Source organism: Archaeoglobus sp. (assembly GCF_017656475.1).
GTDB lineage: Archaea > Halobacteriota > Archaeoglobi > Archaeoglobales > Archaeoglobaceae > Archaeoglobus.
This window is the reverse complement of record NZ_JACDNT010000017.1, coordinates 12589-27904: the sequence shown is the minus strand read 5'-3', so window position 1 is coordinate 27904 and position 15316 is coordinate 12589. Positions and strand designations below refer to the sequence as shown.

The following is a 15316-nucleotide window of genomic DNA, read 5'->3' as shown; positions in this document are numbered from 1 at the left end:
TAATTTTTCTGGAATAAAAAATAAATTGCGTAAATTAACCTCTCATCGCATTTATAACAGCATCAACGCTTGCCTCTACCGTTATAGGTTCTCCGCAAACCTTGACTACGGTTTCGGGGTCTTTCAGCAGATTGCCCGTCACAACACAGACTACCGTCTCGTCGGGATCAATCATCCCGTTGGCTGCGAGCTTTCTCAACCCCGCAACGCTTGCTGCTGAAGCAGGCTCCACGCCAATCCCTTCCTTCGCCGCCAGAAACTTCTGGGCTTCAATGATTTCAGCATCACTCACAATTTCAGCCATTCCGCCCGTGTCGTATATGGCCCTCAACGCCTTCTTCGCACTAACCGGATTTCCAATTCTTATCGCCGTTGCTATCGTTTCCGGATTCTCCACTGGAACTATGTCCTCTTTACCCTCCTTAAACGCCCTGTAAATCGGTGCAGCCCCTTCAGCCTGAATTCCGGTCATTTTCGGCATTGAGTCAGTCAACCCCAAATCTCTTAGCTCCCTGAATCCCTTGTAGATTGCAGAAATGTTTCCGGCATTGCCTACTGGTAGGACAACTCTGTCCGGAACTCCAATCTCGTCTGCAATCTCGTATGCTATCGTTTTCTGGCCCTCAGGCCTGAAGGGGTTGATGGAGTTCAGGAGATATATCGGCTCCCTGCTGCAAACCTCCCTAACAATTCTAAGAGCGTCATCGAAGTTTCCTTCGATTCCTATAACCCTGGCTCCATGCATTAGAGCCTGAGCGACCTTTCCCAGCGCAACCTTTCCTGCGGGAAGCAAAACGTAAGCTCTCAAACCGGCTTTGGCAGCGTACATCGCCATAGAGGCTGATGTGTTGCCGGTAGAGGCGCATGCAACAGCATTTCTGCCGAGCTCTATGGCTTTTGTAACTCCAACGGTCATCCCTCTGTCCTTGAAAGAACCTGAGGGGTTCAGTCCTTCGTGCTTCACATAAACTCTTCTCACTCCCACCTCCTTTTCAAGCCTTCCAGCCCTGTAAAGGGGGGTTCCACCTTCCTTCAGCGTTACGGGGTCTATCTTGACCGGGAGGAGGGAGCGATACTTCCAGACGGAGATGTTGTTTCCGTCAAGCTTGAAGTCAATATCAACGGCATTGAGGTCGATTTCAACCTCTAAAAGCCCTCCACACTCGCATGTATAGCGGTCATCGCCCCATTCTCTGCCACATTCAATGCATTTGAGAGAGTACATGCAGCAAGTAAATCACGCACTTTATAAATCTTCAAAATCACAGCATAACATGCTTGAAAATGTAAAAGTCGTTGAGGTTGCCGCCTTCTACCCGGGCCCGTTCTGCTGTCAGATTCTGAAAACTCTGGGGGCAGATGTTGTGAAGGTTGAACCTCCGGGTGGAGAGCCGGGGAGAATGCTCAATGCAGTGTTTGCTGCAATGAATCACGGCAAGCAGTTCCTGTTTCTCGACTTGAAAACAGAGGAGGGGCATGAAAAGTTCATGAAGCTCGTTGAGAGTGCTGATGTAGTGGTTGAGGGCTTCAGGCCTGGAGTGGCAAGAAAGCTGGGGATTGACTACGAAAGCGTGAAGAAGGTTAATGAGTCCATAATATACTGCTCCATTTCCGCATTCGGTCAGGAAAACAGGCTTTCACACCTCCCTGCGCACGATTTGAACTGCCTTGGACTGGGGGGTATACTTGAGATTTCGTCTATGGGGAGAGAGATGAGAGACCCTAACCTGCAGCTTGCTGATTTCTCATCAGCAGTCTATGCTGTCATCGCAATTCTTTCTGCCCTGATTGAAAGGGGAAGAACGGGAAAGGGGAGATACGTCGACATAAGCATGTTCCACTCCGCCCTGTATTCAGCTCCAATCCACACATCATCAATTCTAAACGGACTTGGGATCCTGCCAGCATTTTCGAGCAACCCTGCATACGGAATTTACAGGACGAAGGACGGTTTCATCACGCTGGGCATCATTGCGGAAGAACACTTCTGGAGGCGTTTGTGCCAGGCATTAAACCTCGACTTCAACTTCTCACTGGTGGAGAGCTTTTCGAGGTGTGATGAGGTCAGGAAAGCCATTGAGGAAAGGCTTGGGCAGATGAGCACGGAGGAAGCTGTAGAGCTGTTGCAAAGTGCAGACGTTCCGGCATTTGAAGTTATGAGCCTGAAAGAAGTTGAAAAAATCGAGGAGAGGGTTGGAGAGAAGCTTGTAGATGAAGTGGAGTGGGAAGGAAAGAAGATAAGGCTGGTTAAGCCACCCTTCAGGTGGTAGAATGGACATAATCGTTGGCGGGGGGAAGTATGGGGTTGAGGCTGCGAAGTTTCTGGAAAAGAAGGCTAGGAGCTATGTTGTCCTGGACAGAAATCCAGATTGTTTGGCTGTAAGGGAGCTAAACCTGCAGAAGGTGGAAAGTGTTGAGGGGATAAAGGAGGGAAGGTATTTTCTGGAAGGTGGCGTTGAGGTTCTTCCAGAGATGCTCAAACTTGAACCGGAGTACATTTTCCCGACTGCCCATCTTCATGTCGCGGCAGAGGCCGTTAGGGTTAAATTTAACCTCAAACCCTGGAATGACGTTGTGGACTGCATAATTGCAAATTTACCCGCGAGAGTTGTTGTTTCTGCTGGTAGAGGCAGTGTGGTCGTGAGCTACAACAGGGATGCAGACTGCTTGGAGAAGTGCTCAGCCCCTGATGTTTGTCCAGTCACAAAACTCAAAAAGCCCTGCCCGATGCATGATTTGGTTAAGTTTGCCTACCCTGATGCAATTGTTCTTATCAGCAGGCAGCTTGAACCCGGACTTGGGGCAATCGAGGGAAAAGACTTTGCCGAGTTGATGAGGCAGGCGGAAAAAAGGGAAAGAGTTGTTGTTGCAACCGCCTGCAGGTGTCATGGTGTGATCACAGCTCTCAGACGGGTTTGAACTTCTCCGCTATCTCTCTGTAGTGCTTGGGGAAGCGGGGTGAGAACATCAGGAAAGGTGAGGGTGGGTAGCTGATGTTCGCACCCCTCCCCGCATTTTCAAGCCCCTCTATGATTTTATCAGTCCAGCCGTAGGGCATGGCGAAGATCATCTCAGTCTCCTGAATTGCCGCAAAAACTCTGTCTCCCGCTCCCGGCACGGCAATTGCAACCTCTCCTTTGAGAGCGGGGAACAGCGCCTCGGCACACGAGGCAGTCTTTGCAGTCAGATTGGCTTTCACCGCCCCTCCAAAGTAGGTTGCGGACTGAATGAGCCTTCCTATTTGAGCGGGAGTTCCGAAGATGAGCACTGCCTCAGGCTCCTCCTTCATTTTGGTCATGTCTCCAAAAACGAAGCTCTTGTATTTCCCTTCGGGAAGTTTTTGCTCCGCAAACTCGCAATTCTCATCCTTTATCCACTCCGCAGCAACCAGTATATCCTTCAGACTCCCATCGTACTTCATAACACCGTAGAGAACTGTTGCCGGAGGGCAGGCAAAATCTTCTGCTTCAAGCAGAACTGTCCTGCCAATGTAGCGTGCAAATGCGATGGCCTGGCAGACTGCCATCTTTAACCCATAATTGGACGGCTTAAACGCCTTCTCTGGCTCATACTTCTCCTCGTAAAATCTCACACCGACTGGTGGTGTGCGTAGCTTCAGAAGTTCGATAATTTTCTTACTCTTCTCATTCCATTCCATGCACAGTCTTAATCTCACAATTTAAAATGTTTTTATGACATTTTGTTCACATATAGCAAATGTTATATATCCAAAACAAGACATAGCAATATGAAAAAGCTAGTCATAGCTCTAATGCTGGCTTCACTCATCGCAGGCTGCGTGCAAATGAGCGCAGAAGAAATAGCGAAGAAAATGCAGGAAAAGGAGGAGCAGATTGAGGATTTAAGGGCTGAGGTTCTTGCTGTAACTGAAAGTCCTCTTGGGGAGTTTAAGCAGAGTTACACTTACGTCTTCAAGAAACCCTATAAAATTTACATGGAAAGCGAGAACTTCATTACTGTGTCCAATGGCAGCGTAATGTGGAGCTACGACAAGATAAACAACAAGGTAATGGTGCTGGAAAGCAACTTCAGCAACCGCGAACCCATCAAGCTGGACTACACGGAGATAATCAAAGACTTGCTTGAGCGTTACGACGTGCAGCTTCTGGGGGAGGAGAAAGTTTCTGGAAGGGATTGCTACGTCCTGAATTTGAAGCCAAAGGGTGATGAGGGCAACGTGACCAAAATGTGGGTTGACAAGGAGTTCTGGTTCCCCGTAAAGATGGAGTACAAATTCGGGGAGTTTAGTATGTTCATCGAATACAGGAATCTTAGCTTCAACAATGGCATCGACGACAGCTTCTTCGAGTTTAAACCACCTGAAAGGTGCTGAGGTTGAAAAAATGCAAATAACGCTTCCAGAATATTACGATAGCGTTGAGGAAGCTCAGAAGCACGTGAACTTCACGATTCTTGTTCCATCATATACAGCAGGATACGAGCTTGAGAGTGTCAGCGTTTTGAAGAATAACGTCACACTTTCCTACCTGAAAGACGATAACTTCTTGGTAATTAGAGAGTCAACAGAGAAACCAAAGATTCCCGAAAATCTGGAAGAGGTTGAGGTTGGCGGTGAAAAGGCTTATTACGGCGAAATCTACGGCTATTCAGTCCTTTATCTGGAGAAAAACGGCGTTTGGGTGGAAATCAGTGGAAAGATTTCGAAAGAGGAGATATTACAAATTGCTGAATCTCTTGGCTAATTTTTCTATTTTAACCATTTTTAGCTTTCACAGCCCCCTCAACCATTCAGGCTTCAGCACCTCTGGATGTGCAATAGCATAATCGATTGCTTTCAGAAGCTTTTCTCTGTCCTCCGGCAGAGTGCCCTTCAAAGGCAGATAGTTGGATGCGTGGTTGCAGCGGAAAATCGTCTTAGCCTCAATCCTCTCAACCATCCACCTGAGTTCGAGCAGGTTTTCAAGCGCGTCAGGAAGCAGGAATTCCCCCCTCTTGATCTTCACGTAAAGAGGTGTGTTCGGAACCGGGATGTAGGTCAAAACACCCGTGTATTTCGGAGATACGCGGTTCAGGAGTCTTGCGGTGTTTCTCGCATTTTCATAACTCCTCTCTTTTCCACCTATCCCCGTCAGTACTGTCACGGACAGGTCAAAACCGCATTCGTGAGCTTTGTTACATGCCTCTGCAATCTCGTCGGAAGTTACGCCTTTTCTTATTTTTTCAAGTATTTCATCATCCCCGCTCTCAATTCCGACGTAGAGCAGCTTAATCCCCGCATTTCTGATTTTTTTGAGCTCCTCCTTACTCTTTTCGAGAATATCCTGAGGTGTAGCGTAGCAGCTTATTCTTTCGAGGTTGAACAGCCTGTTTGCGTATTCGGCAACATCGAGCAGGTAATCTGTATCTGCGGTAAGAGCATTACCGTCGGCAAGAAACACTCTTCTTACGTTTCCGTAAATCTCCTTTGCGAGTCTGAAGTCCTCCTTAACTTCTTCAATATCCCTCACTCTGAACTTTTTCATCTTGTACATCCCGCAAAACGTGCATTTGTTCCACGAACATCCTATCGTTGCTTGGACAATAAGGCTGAAAGCCTCGCTTGGCGGTCTGAAGACTGGTTCCTCGTATCTCATTGCTTAAACTTCGAAACTCTGCTATTAACTGTTTTCAAAAAGTTTTTATAATGGTTAAATTAGTCGGTCAAAGATGTCCGATTTGATACCGCTGATTTCGGTTTACGGCTACGTTGCAATCCTGCTCCTGATTTCAGAGAATCTGATAAAGAATGAGGTGGTGAGCAGAAAATTTCTCCACATAATGGTCGGAAACATAGCCTTCATTCTCCCATTCTTTGAATCAAGGTTTGTGATGGCCTTTCTTGCGGCATTTCCCTTCGTCATACTCACTTTTCTTATCAGTCCCTACTCTCCCGTGAAGCTCACGAGCAGGACGAGTGTTGCGGGCCACGGTTTGGGGCTGGTTTATTACTCCATAGCCTGGACAGTCCTTGCGTATGCGTTCTTTGATAGACCTGACGCAATAGCTGTCGGCATTATGGCGATGTCATACGGTGACGGCTTTGCTTCCTTGGTTGGGTGGAAGTATGGAAGGACGAAGTACAGGATTTTTGGAGACGAGAAAAGCGTTGAAGGCAGTATAGCAATGTTTCTAAGCTGTATTGCAGCATTTTCAGCAGTTTATTTCTACTACCACGGATCTGTGAGCTTGTCTTTAATATCCCTCGCAGCATTTGCAACGCTTGTTGAAGCAATAACACCCAAAGGCTTGGACAATCTGAGCGTTTCGATTTTAACAGCAGTGCTTTACTTTTGGATAGCATGAGGTTCATAGTAATCGACGGGATGGATGGTGCTGGAAAAGACACTCACGCGGAGTTTGTCAGGCAGAGATATGCGGAAAATGGTAAGGTCATCATTAGGACTCATCCTTCAGACTCCCTGTTTGGGAGACTCGCAAAAGCGAGTCTGCTTCGAAGGGGGAAAGTTTTTCATATTCTTGCAGCAATTTTCTACTTCTTTGATGTAATCTACTCCCTTTTGAGATACTACGGAAAGGCCGACACGGTCATCTTCGTCAGATACCTCGGGGGTGTGCTTTACCTGCCGGAAAAACCTGCAAAACTCCTTTACAGACTATTCTGTTCAGTCCTTCCAACCTCCCCTTACATGTTTTACCTCGAGGCAGAGCCTGAGGTCTGCATGAAGAGAGTGGCTGTGAGAGAGGAGAGCGAGATGTTCGAGAACATTGAGGATTTCAAAAAGGTGAGGGAGAAGGCTTTCAGAATACTCGACGGATGGAAGTTCATCAACACTAACAGATCGATTGAGGAGACGAGGAAAGAGATTGAAGAAATACTCAACGAGCTCGACAGACGATTTTCTTGAAATGCTCCGGTATGAACTCTTCTGCCTCAACTCCCGCAGCCTTGCTGAACTGGTAAACCATTATGTAACCTGCAAGGTGGAATGGAGCCTCCTTTAGCTCAACATCCCTGTCCATGCTCGCCATGCAGGGGTAGGCGCACTGGTGCTGGTGTATCTCCTTCCAGAACTCCTCCTTGCTCTCTATTATGTAGCCGCTCATCCTCTTGGCCACGTAGTATGCAGAACCGCACGGGTCGCTTTTGAGAACCTCTACTTTTCTAATCATTTTGCCCTCTCTCTCCACTCTGAACTCTGGCCTGCCAATTCGGAATTCCTCACTGAACTTTGAGATTAAACCGGAAACGCTGGTGAGGCTGCAGAATGGCTTTGGTGATATGAATTCCACGCCGATTTCGCTGCACTTCTCTTCCATCTGCTTTCTCAGTCCCGGTAGACACCAGTTCTGGTTGCATGCGGGGACTATAAGAGCTTTAAACTCTCCGATTTCCGGTAGGGAGACGAGGATGTCCGGATGGAGGTTGATGGCTATTGCAACATCGCACTCGAATGGTTCAAGGTAGTTCTCCGGCTCCTCGATGTAGAGTCCAAGTTCATGTGGTTCCGCTAACTCTCTAACGTAGACCAGATTTGATGAGAAGACGTACCTCTTGCAGTAGTCGCAGCCGTTAACTCCGCACGCACCAAAAGTTGGACATAGGTACGGATAGGCAAGGTTGCTCACAAACCTTTTTCCGAACTCACCGCTGTAGATAATTCCCAGTTCCACAGAGGCTTTTTGAACTCTCGATAATATCTGTTTTGCTTATAAGAAAAAGAATTTTTAATGACTTGGTTAAGGAGCATCATGAAGGTTCTCGTTGAGAGGGTTGAAAGCTACAAAGATGCCAGAAAGTTCGTCGAAAAGGTGTTCGAGATTTTCAATCCAAAGTTCAAGTATATAAAACCTAACTTCCTCAAGCATGATAATCCTGAGAATGGCTGCATTACTCACCCTGAACTGCTGAAGGCTGTGGTTGAAGTTGCGAGAAGCTACGGAATTGAGCCTGTTGTTGTTGAGGGAGGGTTCTACAAAAACTCCGCTTCAAAGTGTTTTAAGGAGTTCGGGCTTGACAGCTTTGTTGAATGCGTAAACCTCAACGAGGAGGAGTTTGTGGAAGTTGAGATAGAAGGAGAAGTCCTCAAGACCGTTAAAGTTGCCAGACCAGCACTGGATGCGAAAAAGGAGGGATACGTTTCACTTCCAAAGATGAAAGTCCACCACCTCACGAAAGTCACGTTGGGAATAAAGAACAATATGGGTTTTCTAAAGAAGCCTGCGGTTTACATGCATCCCAGAATTCACAGAAAGCTCGTCGATTTGCTTGGATTCTTCCAGCCATCGCTAACTATCGTGGACGGAATTATTGGCGGGACAAATTCTGAGATGAATACCAAACCTGTAAAACACGGTGTTCTTGTCGCTGGAAACAACGTCGTGGCTGTTGACGTTATTTCAGCAAAGCTCATGGGCTTTCAGCCGGGAGAGGTGGAGCACATAAGAAACGCCATGGAGAGGTTTGGAGTTAGCGAAGATGAGATAGAGGTCATATCCAATCCGGGCATCGAGAAACTCGTGAAGACCGATTACAGGCTTTCTCTGGGCAGCAGATTTTTGGGAAGGCTTGGTATTTGAAATGCAAAAAATTTATTACATATCAGGGGATGTAGTGCCATGGAGTTCAGAATAGGAGAGGCTCTTATTGGAGAGGGATTTGAGGTAGCTCATGTTGATCTGATAATTGGCACAAAGGACAGCCCTGCGGGAATCGCTTTTGCAAACGCCCTTGCTAACCTTTCTGCCGGCCACACACCGCTTCTCGCGGTTCTCAGACCAAACCTAATCACGAAGCCGCCAGCAGTGATAGTTCCAAAGGTAACGGTCAGGGATATGGCACAGGCCGAGCTGATTTTCGGTCCAGCTCAGGCTGCTGTTGCGAAAGCTGTTGCAGATGCGGTTGAAGAGGGAATAATCCCAAAGGAAAAGGCAGATGAGTATGTGGTGGTTGCAAGCGTTTTCATTCATCCGAACGCGAGTAATAAGCACAAGATTTACTACTACAACTACGGTGCAACGAAGCTTGCAATAAAGAGGGCCATGCAGAACTTCCCGGATGTGGACACGGTCATGTACGAGAAGGACAGGAGCTTCCACCCATTCGTTGGAAGGAAGCTCACCAAGCTGTGGGATCCACCCTACTTGCAGATTGCCATCGACATTCCGGACTTGAACGAGGTTTTGAAGGTTCTTGAGCAGGTTCCTGACAGCGACCACATCATTTTCGAGGTAGGAACGCCTCTGGCCAAGAGATACGGATGTGAGGTAATTTTAAAGCTGAGAGAAGTAAAGCCAGATGCCTTTTACATCCTTGACCTGAAGACCCTTGATGTCGGCAATCTTGAGGCGAGGATGGCCGCTGACGCCACTGCAAACGCCGTGGTGATTTCGGGGCTTGCTCCAACAAGCACGATCGTTAAGGGCATAAGAGAAGCTGAAAAAACCGGTATTTTAAGCTACGTTGACATGATGAACGTCGAAGACCCGCTTAAGAGGCTTGAGCAAATCAGTAAGGCAGGAGTTTTGCCGAATGTTGTTGAGCTGCACAGAGCAATAGACAGTGAGGAGAGCGAGCCACCCTGGAAGCTTGCGGGGAAGATAAAGGAGAAGTACAACGTTCTTGTAGCTGTGGCGGGCGGAATAAGGCCCGAAAACGTTGAAGAAGTGATTAAGGCTGGAGCTGACGTTATTGTTGTGGGCAGGGCTGTTACAAAGGCCAGGGATGTTGAGGGGGCAGTCAGGAAGTTTATGAGTCACATGAAGCCCGACACTGACCAGTTCCGCATAATGACTGACTTCTGAGGTGAGAAAATGGGAGTTATTATAATCAACTTCAAGGCGTATAAAGAGGGATTCGGAAAAAGGGCGCTTGAACTCGCAAAAATTGCTGAAGACGTAGCATCGAAGTGTGACGAGTACATAGGCATCGCAGTATCTTTCCTCGATCTGCCGGTAATTGCGAGGGAAGTCAATATTGATGTCTACGCGCAGCACGTTGATGCTGTAGGTTTCGGAAGTCACACGGGCAGAATAAACGCCGAGATGATTGCAGAGTATGGGGCAAAAGGCAGTCTCATCAACCACTCTGAGAGAAGGCTTAAGCTTGCCGATATCGAGTACAACGTGGCCAAGCTGAGAGAACTCGGCCTAACTTCCGTGGTTTGCACCAACAACGTCCCCACTACGGCTGCAGCAGCAGCTTTAAATCCCGATTTTGTGGCTGTTGAGCCTCCGGAGTTGATTGGAAGCGGAATACCCGTGAGCAAGGCTGAGCCAGAGGTTGTGGAGAACTCCGTTAAGGCTGCAAAGAACGTTAACAGAGAGGTAAGAGTTCTGTGTGGAGCTGGAATAACCACACATGAGGATTACGTCAAAGCTCTTGAACTCGGAGCAGAGGGTGTGCTACTCGCAAGTGGGGTTGTTAAGGCTGAAGACCAGAAGAGGGCACTTGAGGAGCTTGTTGGACTATCTTAAAAATCCTTGTAAAACTTCTTTTTTGCCTTCTTGAAGTTTTCTCTATTATTCCTTTTTGGGGGATCGTTCAGAAGCTCCTCAAGCTCCTCATCCGTAACAGGCTTTATGTCCTCGAAGTAGTCCTTAAACTTTTTCGCCCGCTTCATATTCTAGTCTAGAGGTTTTTTGTCATTACTGGTATATAATCTTTCCGAGAGTCAGTCCGAGAGCTTGAGCACAAGCCCCGTCTTCCTCGCCCTCAGCATACTGATCTCAGCCACAACGAGCAGTAGAGCGAGGTATGTTATCGTTTCTACTATGGCAATTGCCAGAGGGTTCGGAAAGACGGTCTGGAACCCGTAAAAGGATCTGAAGAACTCAAGATAGTGTGTTATCGGTATCAAAAGGCCCAGCGTTTTGAATGGTTCGGGCAGAATTGTTACTGGGTAGTAGATTCCGCAGAAGAGCATTACTATTGCAGTGAGAGTCCATGCGAATATCTCTGCCCTCCTGCCAAAGACGAGGATCAGGATGCAGTTGAAAATACCGATGAGCATCGCACTTAACAGTATTCCCAAAACGAAAGCGGCCATTGCTGTTAAGGGCAGAGTTAAGGTAAATCCGAATAGCCAGGCACTCAGCAGAATTAACAGGACAAGCGAAATAAGACCTCTCACTGAGCCAAAAAGCCACGCTCCTGTCACCATGCGGTAGAACGGTGTTGGGGTGACTATTATGTATTTCAGGCTCATGCTCCACATGTCGAGAAGCATAACATATGTAACATCAATCTGGGCGATTTGGATAACGCTCAGCGTGATTACGCCTATAATTATAAACGCAACGGCATCTTTTTCGAGGTAAAGAAACTCTCCGAGCAATCCAACGGAGATTAAGCTAATCATCGGCCAGAAAAGCATCTCGAATATGGCGTAGAATTCGTTTTTTGTAAGAGCGTAATTCCTGTACGCAAAGGCCAGAATTTCGCTAAGAACCTTCTGCAAGCTCGATAAAGACGTCCTCAAGGGTGATCTCCTCCATTTTTGCCGATTCAACATTTATACCCTGCTCTGCCAGCTTTATCACAATTGACGGAAGTGCTTTTTCAGCATCTTCAACGAATACTGTCAAAGAATTTCCGTCAAGCCTGAATGGATACGGAAAACTTAGTCTGCTTACGTCACCTCTCACCTTCAAAATTATCCTCTCGCTCATTTTCGTGTACCTCTTCAGTTCCTCAGAAGTCCCTTCTGCCGCTATCTTCCCATCCTTGATGAAGGCGATTCTGTCACACAGCAACTCCGCCTCCTTCATGTTGTGAGTTGTAAGAACAATGGTTATATCTCTCTCCTCCTTTATCCTCAAAATCATCTCCCGTATCTTCTTTGCCATGTCTGGATCAAGATTTGCAGTCGGCTCGTCGAGGAAAACGACCTCTGGATTGTTCAGAAAAGCCCTCGCCAGGTTGGCTTTCTGCTTGTTTCCGGTAGAGAGGTCATCAAATCTCTTGTTCCTGTGTTCTTCAAGCTCAAACTCAGAGATGACGTCCTCTACAACTTTCCTGCCGGTAATGCCGTAGCACATTGCATAAAAGCGGAGGCACTCGTAAACCTTCATCCCCCACGGCATTCTCACCCCGCTTGAGATGTTGATTCTCTCCCTAACCTTTCTGGTATTTTTGAAGGCATCCATGCCAAGAACTCTTACCTCCCCCCTCGTGGGGATCAGGATTGTTGCAAGAATTGAAATCAGTGTTGTTTTTCCGGCTCCGTTTGGGCCAAGCAATCCGAAGATAATCCCGTCTTCAACGTCGAGGTTAACACCTCTTAAAGCAACAGTGTCTTTCTCCATGAAAGTCCTGTAAACCATCCAGACGTCCCTGCATTCGACTGCCTTCACCATGGCAGATTTGGCATAAGATTTTTTACGGCTTCGGTTTAAAAAGGCGAAAATTAAAAACTTTATTGAATTTTTATCAAAAAAATCAAAGAAAGTTAAAGGATTATTTCAATCCCAAGCTTCTCTGCAAGCTCCTTGTAGCGGTTTCTTATCGTTACCTCAGTAACTCCCGCCACCTCAGCAACTTCCCTCTGGGTCCTCCTTTCTCCAAGCAGTATTGATGCCACGTAGAGCGCAGCAGCGGCAACACCAGTCGGCCCTCTGCCGCTTGTAAGCTCCCTCTCCTCAGCTTTCTTGATGATTTCGATGGCCTTCTTCTGAACCTCACCGCTTAGGCCAAGTGCAGCGCAGAACCTCGGGATGTAGTCTGCGGGGCTTGTCGGCATCAGCTTCAGGCCGAGCTCCCTCGTAATGAACCTATATGTTCTTCCAATCTCCTTTCTGTCAACTCTTGAGTATGTGGCTATTTCGTCGAGTGTTCTTGGCACACCTGCCTGCCTGCAGGCAGCATACAAAGCTGCGGCAACGACACCTTCAATGCTCCTACCTCTTATGAGGTTCTTCTCAACGGCCTTTCTGTAGATTACCGCTGCCGTCTCCCTCACACTCTTCGGCAGACCGAGGGCTGAGGCCATTCTATCAAGCTCGCTGAGAGCGAATGCGAGGTTCCTCTCTGTTGCGTTGCTGATTCTGATTCTCCTCTGCCACTTTCTCAGCCTGAATAGCTGTGCTCTGTTTCTCACGGATATTGCCTTTCCGTAGTAGTCCTTGTTGCTCCAGTCTATGATAGTTGAGAGACCTTTGTCGTGGATGGTATAAGTTACCGGAGCTCCAACTCTGCTTCTTTTGTCTCTCTGTTCGCTGTCGAACGCCCTCCATTCCGGCCCGGCATCGATGTAAGTATCTTCAATTACAAGCCCACAATCCTGGCAGATGAACTCTCCTCTGCGATAATCACGAATAAGTCTGGGACTTCCACACTCTGGGCAAACTTCAACGTCCTCTTCTCTTTCTATTTCCTTTCTTTCTACTTCCTTCTCTACTTCCTTTTCCCTTACCTTTTCTACTTCCGCCATACTCCTTCACCACAAATAATTCCTCAAATATTATTTTATCCACATTTTTTGGCTTAACCAGAGCGTAGGGTGAAGATACTGGCCCTATAACGTCAGCAACAAATCCGATGTGTTCGTTCCTTCTTGTAACAACCTTATCCCCGATTTTGGGGATGTATGCAGGATTTAACGCTACCACAAGCATTCCAGTTTTTGACATATGCTTTGCTCTACCAAGTGTCCGCAACCTACTCATGCAGTATATAAGGTTTTCGGCGGGGTATATAAGGTTTTCGGTCAAACTTGATAGAGTTTGTGCCAGGCAAAAGTAGAAGGGTTTAATCTCTGATTACTTTTTCTCCTGTTGGCAGTATGTACTCACTGAGAGTCTTGCTGGTCAGCTTAAACCTAACCTTCGATGCTGAACTGACAAGCTCGGAGAGTTTTTCTGCATCAGTAACAATAACAACATCGTCCTTCTCGACATCTTCTATCAGAAAGTTAAGCTCAACCTCAATTTCGGAAAGCTCAAATGTTGGAACTGGAAAATTTCTCAGTAGCTCGTTTTTCTCGTATTCTTTCTTTATTCCTGCAGCTTCAAAATCGATTATTTTCTTTGCATTTAGTGCTGCAAGCGCAATTCCTGAAGTGAGAGATTTGAGCGTAAGTTTTGGTATGTCGGCAGATGGAGACTTTGCAATTTCTGGCTTGCCTTCTGGCTCTGGTTTAATATCAACAGCTCCCTTCTTCTCGCTCAGGTTGACCTTCTTTATATCAGGAGTTTTCCTGACACGCCTTCTTTCTGGCATCATTCCTCCCCTGTGATGTTGAGTGAGTTACTGAGTGCGGTTATCATTCTCGCAATTCCTTCAGGCACATCTGCTCTCTTTGCCTTTATCCTGATATGCAAATCGCCGCTAACATCTACCTTAGAGGTTTGCTTACTCGCGTAAACTGCATAAAGCGGAACAGCTTTTCTGCCAGCTACAGGCTTAGCTGCAACAATTTTGGCTTTAAACTCTATATCTGCTTCATCCACGCTGATATATGGAATTGGAACGAGAGTTACGAGCGGGATGCTGAGCTTCTGAGCTTCCTGCTTGAGCTCCCCGGATTCGGGGTCAAGGTAGGTTTGGTTGTAAACTACCTGAACAGATTTGGGTATGGTTCTTTCTCCGTCCATATCCATTAGACTTAAAAGAAAATCAACCGTCGCGTTTGCGGATTCACTCTGGGCGTCAACTATCGCCTTAAGTGGTGAGGCTATTATCTGTTCAAGCAGCAGAGCAAGGTTGCTGGCCAATTATGGCACCTCTTTTGGTTTAGCCTCCTCCAGAACCAGATCCAGAACTAGAGGTTGAAGGGGATATGCTTTCTTTGAGCAGACTCAGGAGCGTTCTCATCCCCTCGGGCATCTCATCCTGAACAGCATTAACAGTAATGTCCAGTTCTGAGCTTCTGTCAACCTGAGACCTTGTCTCCTTTTTGAAGCCATAGGATGCGGTTAATTTCACACTCCCCCATCCCCATCCTGCTTTGGCTGTGAGCTTGCTTGAGAAGTCGTGTGACGACTTATCCTGAGCAGCAGTTTTTATTGTGAAGTTGAAGTGGATGGTCATGTCCTTTATCCTTATGTAGGGTACGGGCAGTATTGACAGGAGTGGTGCTTCAATCGTCGTGTCTGTATCAACAATGTCGCCAGTATCAGGGTCTACTTCCTTTCTCTTGAATTTAAACGTAACTGTTTTTACGTTTCCGTCCTCATCAGTCCCAACCTCCTGCACAAACCTCGCTGTCGTCATCGCAGCAAAAGCCTGAGCCTTTACTGCAGCTTCCAGTGGTTTACCAATCAAACTTTCTATAGGCAGAGCAGCAAGCTCTGCAGGAATATTTGCGCCTACCATTTAAACCACCACTTTCAATCAAAA

The 15316-nt window shown here is 47.1% G+C and carries 21 protein-coding genes; 9 read left to right on the top strand and 12 right to left on the bottom strand.

Annotation, left to right across the window (positions count from 1 at the left end; all coding sequences use genetic code 11):
- Nucleotides 1–34 precede the first annotated feature (34 nt).
- Entirely contained in the window at nt 35–1225 is a 1191-nt protein-coding gene (gene thrC, locus H0Z19_RS06590) for a threonine synthase (RefSeq protein WP_290725033.1), read from the bottom strand.
- 49 nt (nt 1226–1274) lie between these two features.
- Between thrC and H0Z19_RS06585 the strand changes: the two genes are divergently transcribed.
- The gene (locus tag H0Z19_RS06585; RefSeq protein WP_290725031.1) at nt 1275–2270 is read left to right on the top strand and encodes a CaiB/BaiF CoA-transferase family protein; all 996 of its coding nucleotides are present in this window, start codon (nt 1275–1277) and stop codon (nt 2268–2270) included.
- Nucleotide 2271: 1 nt separating this feature from the next.
- Complete coding sequence (locus H0Z19_RS06580; protein WP_290725029.1) at nt 2272–2919, top strand: hypothetical protein; 648 nt, start codon at nt 2272–2274, stop codon at nt 2917–2919.
- On the opposite strand, the gene H0Z19_RS06575 is transcribed toward H0Z19_RS06580, so the two are convergent.
- Entirely contained in the window at nt 2906–3658 is a 753-nt protein-coding gene (locus H0Z19_RS06575; protein ID WP_290725028.1) for a DUF169 domain-containing protein, read from the bottom strand. The two genes, H0Z19_RS06580 and H0Z19_RS06575, sit on opposite strands and share 14 nt — an antisense overlap.
- A gap of 90 nt (nt 3659–3748) precedes the next feature.
- On the opposite strand from H0Z19_RS06575, the gene H0Z19_RS06570 reads away from it, so the two are divergent.
- Both H0Z19_RS06570 and H0Z19_RS06565 read left to right on the top strand, forming a co-directional pair.
- Nucleotides 3749–4354, top strand: coding sequence for an outer membrane lipoprotein carrier protein LolA (locus H0Z19_RS06570; RefSeq protein WP_290725026.1), 606 nt, complete (start codon nt 3749–3751; stop codon nt 4352–4354).
- 10 nt (nt 4355–4364) lie between these two features.
- Nucleotides 4365–4724: a DUF4367 domain-containing protein gene (locus H0Z19_RS06565; RefSeq protein WP_290725024.1), complete on the top strand. Its 360-nt coding sequence runs from the start codon at nt 4365–4367 to the stop codon at nt 4722–4724.
- Nucleotides 4725–4751: 27 nt separating this feature from the next.
- Here the strand turns inward: H0Z19_RS06565 and H0Z19_RS06560 are convergent, their stop codons facing one another.
- Nucleotides 4752–5615 carry a radical SAM protein gene (locus H0Z19_RS06560; protein WP_290725022.1) on the bottom strand — a complete coding sequence of 288 codons (864 nt, stop codon included), beginning with the start codon at nt 5613–5615 and terminating at the stop codon, nt 4752–4754.
- A gap of 73 nt (nt 5616–5688) precedes the next feature.
- On the opposite strand from H0Z19_RS06560, the gene H0Z19_RS06555 reads away from it, so the two are divergent.
- Together H0Z19_RS06555 and H0Z19_RS06550 are read left to right on the top strand one after the other, a co-directional pair.
- Nucleotides 5689–6324, top strand: coding sequence for a diacylglycerol/polyprenol kinase family protein (locus H0Z19_RS06555; RefSeq protein ID WP_290725021.1), 636 nt, complete (start codon nt 5689–5691; stop codon nt 6322–6324).
- Nucleotides 6321–6887 (top strand): hypothetical protein, encoded by a 567-nt coding sequence (locus tag H0Z19_RS06550; RefSeq protein ID WP_290725019.1) that lies wholly within the window; start codon nt 6321–6323, stop codon nt 6885–6887. Before H0Z19_RS06555 ends, H0Z19_RS06550 begins: the two co-directional genes overlap by 4 nt.
- On the opposite strand, the gene H0Z19_RS06545 is transcribed toward H0Z19_RS06550, so the two are convergent.
- Nucleotides 6859–7653, bottom strand: a complete 795-nt coding sequence (locus tag H0Z19_RS06545) for a DUF166 domain-containing protein (protein WP_290725017.1) — start codon at nt 7651–7653, stop codon at nt 6859–6861. The two genes, H0Z19_RS06550 and H0Z19_RS06545, sit on opposite strands and share 29 nt — an antisense overlap.
- Before the next feature lie 78 nt (nt 7654–7731).
- On the opposite strand from H0Z19_RS06545, the gene H0Z19_RS06540 reads away from it, so the two are divergent.
- The 3 genes from H0Z19_RS06540 to tpiA are packed head-to-tail and all read left to right on the top strand — an operon-like array spanning nt 7732 to nt 10455.
- Nucleotides 7732–8559 (top strand): DUF362 domain-containing protein, encoded by an 828-nt coding sequence (locus H0Z19_RS06540; RefSeq protein ID WP_290725015.1) that lies wholly within the window; start codon nt 7732–7734, stop codon nt 8557–8559.
- 39 nt (nt 8560–8598) lie between these two features.
- Nucleotides 8599–9783: a bifunctional 5,6,7,8-tetrahydromethanopterin hydro-lyase/3-hexulose-6-phosphate synthase gene (locus H0Z19_RS06535; RefSeq protein WP_290725014.1), complete on the top strand. Its 1185-nt coding sequence runs from the start codon at nt 8599–8601 to the stop codon at nt 9781–9783.
- A 9-nt stretch (nt 9784–9792) separates the two neighbouring features.
- Nucleotides 9793–10455, top strand: coding sequence for a triose-phosphate isomerase (gene tpiA / locus H0Z19_RS06530; protein WP_290725012.1), 663 nt, complete (start codon nt 9793–9795; stop codon nt 10453–10455).
- Here tpiA and H0Z19_RS06525 read toward each other — a convergent pair.
- The 8 genes from H0Z19_RS06525 to H0Z19_RS06490 all read right to left on the bottom strand — a co-directional run bounded on the left by H0Z19_RS06525 (nt 10452) and on the right by H0Z19_RS06490 (nt 15292).
- Complete coding sequence (locus H0Z19_RS06525; RefSeq protein ID WP_290725010.1) at nt 10452–10601, bottom strand: hypothetical protein; 150 nt, start codon at nt 10599–10601, stop codon at nt 10452–10454. The two genes, tpiA and H0Z19_RS06525, sit on opposite strands and share 4 nt — an antisense overlap.
- A gap of 51 nt (nt 10602–10652) precedes the next feature.
- Nucleotides 10653–11459, bottom strand: a complete 807-nt coding sequence (locus tag H0Z19_RS06520) for an ABC transporter permease (protein ID WP_290725008.1) — start codon at nt 11457–11459, stop codon at nt 10653–10655.
- Nucleotides 11422–12336 (bottom strand): ABC transporter ATP-binding protein, encoded by a 915-nt coding sequence (locus H0Z19_RS06515; RefSeq protein ID WP_290725006.1) that lies wholly within the window; start codon nt 12334–12336, stop codon nt 11422–11424. The genes H0Z19_RS06520 and H0Z19_RS06515 overlap by 38 nt, the downstream gene beginning before the upstream one ends.
- Nucleotides 12337–12428: 92 nt before the next feature.
- Nucleotides 12429–13409: a transcription initiation factor IIB gene (locus H0Z19_RS06510; protein WP_010878796.1), complete on the bottom strand. Its 981-nt coding sequence runs from the start codon at nt 13407–13409 to the stop codon at nt 12429–12431.
- Nucleotides 13327–13644: an H/ACA ribonucleoprotein complex subunit GAR1 gene (locus tag H0Z19_RS06505; protein WP_290725001.1), complete on the bottom strand. Its 318-nt coding sequence runs from the start codon at nt 13642–13644 to the stop codon at nt 13327–13329. The genes H0Z19_RS06510 and H0Z19_RS06505 overlap by 83 nt, the downstream gene beginning before the upstream one ends.
- Nucleotides 13645–13726: 82 nt before the next feature.
- Complete coding sequence (locus H0Z19_RS06500; protein WP_290725000.1) at nt 13727–14200, bottom strand: hypothetical protein; 474 nt, start codon at nt 14198–14200, stop codon at nt 13727–13729.
- Nucleotides 14197–14691: a DUF2589 domain-containing protein gene (locus tag H0Z19_RS06495; RefSeq protein ID WP_290724998.1), complete on the bottom strand. Its 495-nt coding sequence runs from the start codon at nt 14689–14691 to the stop codon at nt 14197–14199. The genes H0Z19_RS06500 and H0Z19_RS06495 overlap by 4 nt, the downstream gene beginning before the upstream one ends.
- Nucleotides 14692–14710: 19 nt before the next feature.
- Nucleotides 14711–15292: a DUF2589 domain-containing protein gene (locus H0Z19_RS06490; RefSeq protein WP_290724996.1), complete on the bottom strand. Its 582-nt coding sequence runs from the start codon at nt 15290–15292 to the stop codon at nt 14711–14713.
- Nucleotides 15293–15316 lie beyond the last annotated feature (24 nt).

Excerpts from the sequence above, each read along its gene's own strand:
- thrC (WP_290725033.1), bottom strand. The coding sequence starts at position 1,225 with ATGTACTCTCTCAAATGCATTGAATGTGGCAGAGAATGGGGCGATGAC.
- H0Z19_RS06585 (WP_290725031.1), top strand. The coding sequence starts at position 1,275 with ATGCTTGAAAATGTAAAAGTCGTTGAGGTTGCCGCCTTCTACCCGGGC.
- H0Z19_RS06580 (WP_290725029.1), top strand. The coding sequence starts at position 2,272 with ATGGACATAATCGTTGGCGGGGGGAAGTATGGGGTTGAGGCTGCGAAG.
- H0Z19_RS06575 (WP_290725028.1), bottom strand. The coding sequence starts at position 3,658 with ATGGAATGGAATGAGAAGAGTAAGAAAATTATCGAACTTCTGAAGCTA.
- H0Z19_RS06570 (WP_290725026.1), top strand. The coding sequence starts at position 3,749 with ATGAAAAAGCTAGTCATAGCTCTAATGCTGGCTTCACTCATCGCAGGC.
- H0Z19_RS06565 (WP_290725024.1), top strand. The coding sequence starts at position 4,365 with ATGCAAATAACGCTTCCAGAATATTACGATAGCGTTGAGGAAGCTCAG.
- H0Z19_RS06560 (WP_290725022.1), bottom strand. The coding sequence starts at position 5,615 with ATGAGATACGAGGAACCAGTCTTCAGACCGCCAAGCGAGGCTTTCAGC.
- H0Z19_RS06555 (WP_290725021.1), top strand. The coding sequence starts at position 5,689 with ATGTCCGATTTGATACCGCTGATTTCGGTTTACGGCTACGTTGCAATC.
- H0Z19_RS06550 (WP_290725019.1), top strand. The coding sequence starts at position 6,321 with ATGAGGTTCATAGTAATCGACGGGATGGATGGTGCTGGAAAAGACACT.
- H0Z19_RS06540 (WP_290725015.1), top strand. The coding sequence starts at position 7,732 with ATGAAGGTTCTCGTTGAGAGGGTTGAAAGCTACAAAGATGCCAGAAAG.
- H0Z19_RS06535 (WP_290725014.1), top strand. The coding sequence starts at position 8,599 with ATGGAGTTCAGAATAGGAGAGGCTCTTATTGGAGAGGGATTTGAGGTA.
- tpiA (WP_290725012.1), top strand. The coding sequence starts at position 9,793 with ATGGGAGTTATTATAATCAACTTCAAGGCGTATAAAGAGGGATTCGGA.
- H0Z19_RS06525 (WP_290725010.1), bottom strand. The coding sequence starts at position 10,601 with ATGAAGCGGGCGAAAAAGTTTAAGGACTACTTCGAGGACATAAAGCCT.
- H0Z19_RS06515 (WP_290725006.1), bottom strand. The coding sequence starts at position 12,336 with ATGGTGAAGGCAGTCGAATGCAGGGACGTCTGGATGGTTTACAGGACT.
- H0Z19_RS06510 (WP_010878796.1), bottom strand. The coding sequence starts at position 13,409 with ATGGCGGAAGTAGAAAAGGTAAGGGAAAAGGAAGTAGAGAAGGAAGTA.
- H0Z19_RS06505 (WP_290725001.1), bottom strand. The coding sequence starts at position 13,644 with ATGAGTAGGTTGCGGACACTTGGTAGAGCAAAGCATATGTCAAAAACT.
- H0Z19_RS06500 (WP_290725000.1), bottom strand. The coding sequence starts at position 14,200 with ATGATGCCAGAAAGAAGGCGTGTCAGGAAAACTCCTGATATAAAGAAG.
- H0Z19_RS06490 (WP_290724996.1), bottom strand. The coding sequence starts at position 15,292 with ATGGTAGGCGCAAATATTCCTGCAGAGCTTGCTGCTCTGCCTATAGAA.